We start from the raw sequence: 3,433 nt of genomic DNA, 5'->3' as shown, positions 1-3,433 counted from the left end.
CGGCGACGTCGCCGTCGTTCGCGCGGCCAACGAGGGCGCACGGCTGAGCGATGAGGCCGGCGACCGGCAGAGGGAGGACCGACGCGAGGGTCGACACGGTCCCGACGAGGGACAACACTAAGCCGGACCGCGACCCGTACGGAGCTATGTCGAGTGTCCCGTTCGGCGTCGCCCGACTGGATTCGATCCTGGACGGCGGCGCACCCCCCGGAAGCGTCGTGTTGCTCGCGGGCGAGTCCGGGGCAGGCGCACGCGAGTTCATGTACACGAGCGCGGCGATGAACGCGCTCGCTCGGGCCGACGAGTCGCTGTTCGACCTCTACTACGGCGACCTCCCGGGCGACGCGGCTGTGCCGCCGGAGGTGCACTACCTCTCGTTTACCGCCGACGAGGACGCGCTCACTCGCGAGATGGGATACGCGATGGCGGACGAGGTCGTCGACGCCGCGGTCGACGGGATCGCGTTCCGTGACCTCTCGCCGGAGTTCTTCCAGCTCAGCCCGATCCCGCGGGAGTGGTACGAGGGGGAGACATCGTCGATCACGGACCTCGATAACCGCGGGCAGTACGACGACGTGCTCACCGCCTTCGGCGACTACCTGACGGAACACGCCTCCGGGAACCTGGTGTGTATCGACTCCGTCACCGACCTCGTCTCCGCCGTCTCCGACGACATGGAGTGGAGCGACGTCGCGATGGTGATGAAGGGGCTGAAGAAGGCGGCGGCCCGCTGGCAGGGGCTCATCCTGGTGTTGGTGAACGTGGACTCGCTGACCGACGAGGAGTTCGGTACCCTGATGGACGCCGCCGGCGGGACCCTCCAGTTCACGTGGGAGAGCGGGGGGTCGCGGCGCGCGCGGACGATGTTCGTCAGGGAGTTCCGCGGCGTGCTCTCGCGGCTGGAGGAGGAGAACATCGTCCGGTTCGAGACGGAGGTCCACGACGGCGGGTTCGACATCAGCGACGTGCGGAAGATCCGGTGAATCTCCTCTCCTCCTCTTCCGACCACCGAGCCTGTCCGATGTCCGAAGTATCGATACGGAGAACCACGCGACAGGTTACTTAAGCCTCCCCGATAAATGCCGAGTAGATGAGGGGGAGCGTCAATGGATGAAGCCGACTCAGGGGACGCCGTCGACCGCGCGACCGACGGGGCGACGGGCCCGATAGACCCCAGCGAAGGCGGCGACACGGGCGGCGCTCCCTCCACGTCCGAGCTCGAGAGCCTCCGGTCGCGGGTCGACGCGCTCGCCGAACGACTCGATGAAGACGTCGAGGACCTCCGTGGCCGGCTGGTCCGGACGTATCGCGAGGTCGAGAAGCGGGCAGCGGCGGACCACACACACCCGGAGACGGCCGACCGGATCGACGGGATGAGCGCCGACATCGACACGCTGGCGACCCGGATCGACGCGATCGAGAGTGAGCTGGAGGCGATCGAAGACGACGTTGGCGGGATCGAGTCCGAACTCGGCGCGGTGGGCTCCGACCTCGACGCGGTCGAAACCGATCTCGACGGACTCGGCGACGAGGTCGACCGCCTCGACGGGGCAGTCGCGAGCGCGACGGCGGACCTCGACGAGCTCGATGCCCGTGTCGAGACGCTCGCTGACGCCAACGACGACGCGATGGAGAAGCTCTCGAAGGTCGCGAACGCGGTCGTCCGGACACAGCGACAGCTCCGTGCGATGCGACAGGAGCGCGCGGAGCGCGAGCGGATCGACGCGATCCTCGCCGAAGCGAACCGACACGGCGTGCGGACGGCCGACTGTGCGGGCTGCTCGAACAGTGTCCGGCTGTCGCTGCTGTCGAAGCCGGAGTGTCCCTACTGCGGGAGCCGGTTCGGGGGGGTCGAACCCGGAAGGCGGTTCATCGGGACCTCGACGCTGACCGTCGACGACCGCCCCGCGCTGGAGGGTGAGGTCGGGTCGGCCGGTGACGGCGAGACGGGTGCCAGCGGGACCGATAACGACAGGACCGACGCCGGCTCCGCCACCGACGACATCAGCGCGCGCGGCGGTAGACGAGGATCGAACGCCGAACCGGAACGGGACGAGGGAGGACGCTCCCGATGACCGATGGCGAGGGCGCTCCGCGGGACGATCGGGACGGGGGAGACGACGACGACGACGGCGACGCCGACCCGGCGAGCGACCCGTTCGAGCACATGGAGACCGACGACCGGCCGGATCCGTTCGCGAAACTCGACGAGGCACCCGACACTGCTGATGCGGTCGACACCTCAGTAGCAGCGGAGGGAACCGGTGTCGCGACCGAGAGGAACGAGCCGGCCGGCACGTCCGGGAGTGACCCCGATGACCCGTTCGCCCGGCTCGATAGCTCGGTCGGGGCGGAGGCCGAACTCGATGCCGAGAACCCCTTCGAGCGGATGGAGATGGACGAAGTCGACGTCGACGACGTGTGGGACGCCCTCGACGCCGACGCCGAACCCGACGCGAGCATTCCGGGCCGCGGCGTGGACCCCGATCCCGACACGAGACGCGAGGACGTCGTCGACAAGCGAACGTACTGCCAGCGCTGTCCGCATTTCGCGGAGCCGCCGGCGGCGGCCTGCACCCACGACGACACGGAGATCGTCGAGGTGCTCGATTTCGCGGAGTTCCGAGTTCGCGGCTGTCCGATGGTCACCGAGGACGGTCCCGGGTTCGACCGGACGCGATAACGGGCGCGCGGCCCAACGGGCCGCCGGTGTCACCGGTCGGCGTCCACCGGACCTAAATGCGCTCGCCCCGAGCCCCGGATGTATGCAGTTCTGTGACGACTGTGGTTCGATGATGGTCTCCGACGGCGGCGAGATGGTATGTCAGAACGACGACTGTGGAGCGACGACGGAGCGCGACGAAGGGCTCGCCGAGCGATTCGAGTCCACCGTCGAGCAGACCGGGGACGAGCTGATAGAGACGGAGGAGGGGGCGAACTTCGAGGGGAAACCCACCGCCGACGACGTCGTCTGTGAGGAGTGTGGCCACGGTGAGGCGTGGTACACGATCAAACAGACCGGCTCCGCCGACGAGCCGCCCACCCGATTCTTCAAGTGCAAGGAGTGCGGTCGCCGGTGGCGCGGCTACAACTGACGAACAGGTAACCGCTCACGCCAGGCTCCTTACTCGTGCAACCGCGGTACGAGCGCATCCGCGACCGTCTCGCCCACCTCGCCGGCACGCCCGACGAAGAAGTGGTCTGACTCGAGGGGGACGGTCGGGAACCCGAGCGCCTCGGCGCGCTCGACGACGGGTTCCCAGTCGGCGGTCGTGTCGCGGGTCGCATAGACGACCGTGACAGGGGACCCATCCGCTGCCGCTCCCGCTTCTATGCCTGTCGCCGTGCCCGTCCGCGCTCCGTCTCCCGAACCGTCTCGTGCGTTCGCCTTGTCGGCCGTCCGCGACGTTCGCGCCGCGAGGTCGGCGAGCGC

Annotated in this window: 4 protein-coding genes and 1 pseudogene; 4 read left to right on the top strand and 1 reads right to left on the bottom strand. The window is 68.7% G+C overall.

What is annotated here, in order from left to right; all coding sequences use genetic code 11:
* Positions 1-146 precede the first annotated feature (146 nt).
* The 4 genes from ACFQEU_RS13190 (at position 147) to ACFQEU_RS13175 (ending at position 3,095) form a co-directional block, all read left to right on the top strand.
* Positions 147-983 carry an RAD55 family ATPase gene (locus ACFQEU_RS13190; RefSeq protein WP_379782879.1) on the top strand — a complete coding sequence of 279 codons (837 nt, stop codon included), beginning with the start codon at positions 147-149 and terminating at the stop codon, positions 981-983.
* A 123-nt stretch (positions 984-1,106) separates the two neighbouring features.
* Positions 1,107-2,075 (top strand): hypothetical protein, encoded by a 969-nt coding sequence (locus ACFQEU_RS13185; RefSeq protein WP_379782877.1) that lies wholly within the window; start codon positions 1,107-1,109, stop codon positions 2,073-2,075.
* Entirely contained in the window at positions 2,072-2,683 is a 612-nt protein-coding gene (locus ACFQEU_RS13180) for a DUF8135 domain-containing protein (RefSeq protein ID WP_379782875.1), read from the top strand. The genes ACFQEU_RS13185 and ACFQEU_RS13180 overlap by 4 nt, the downstream gene beginning before the upstream one ends.
* An 82-nt stretch (positions 2,684-2,765) precedes the next feature.
* A complete protein-coding gene (locus ACFQEU_RS13175; RefSeq protein ID WP_379782873.1) occupies positions 2,766-3,095 on the top strand; it encodes a transcription factor S in 330 nt (109 codons plus the stop codon).
* A gap of 29 nt (positions 3,096-3,124) precedes the next feature.
* Here ACFQEU_RS13175 and ACFQEU_RS13170 read toward each other — a convergent pair.
* Positions 3,125-3,433 (bottom strand): annotated as a pseudogene (locus tag ACFQEU_RS13170) (hypothetical protein); the annotation flags it as partial.

This window comes from Halorubrum tibetense (assembly GCF_042661865.1).
Classification (GTDB): Archaea; Halobacteriota; Halobacteria; order Halobacteriales; family Haloferacaceae; genus Halorubrum; species Halorubrum tibetense.
This window is presented reverse-complemented; position numbering and strand designations above follow the sequence as displayed.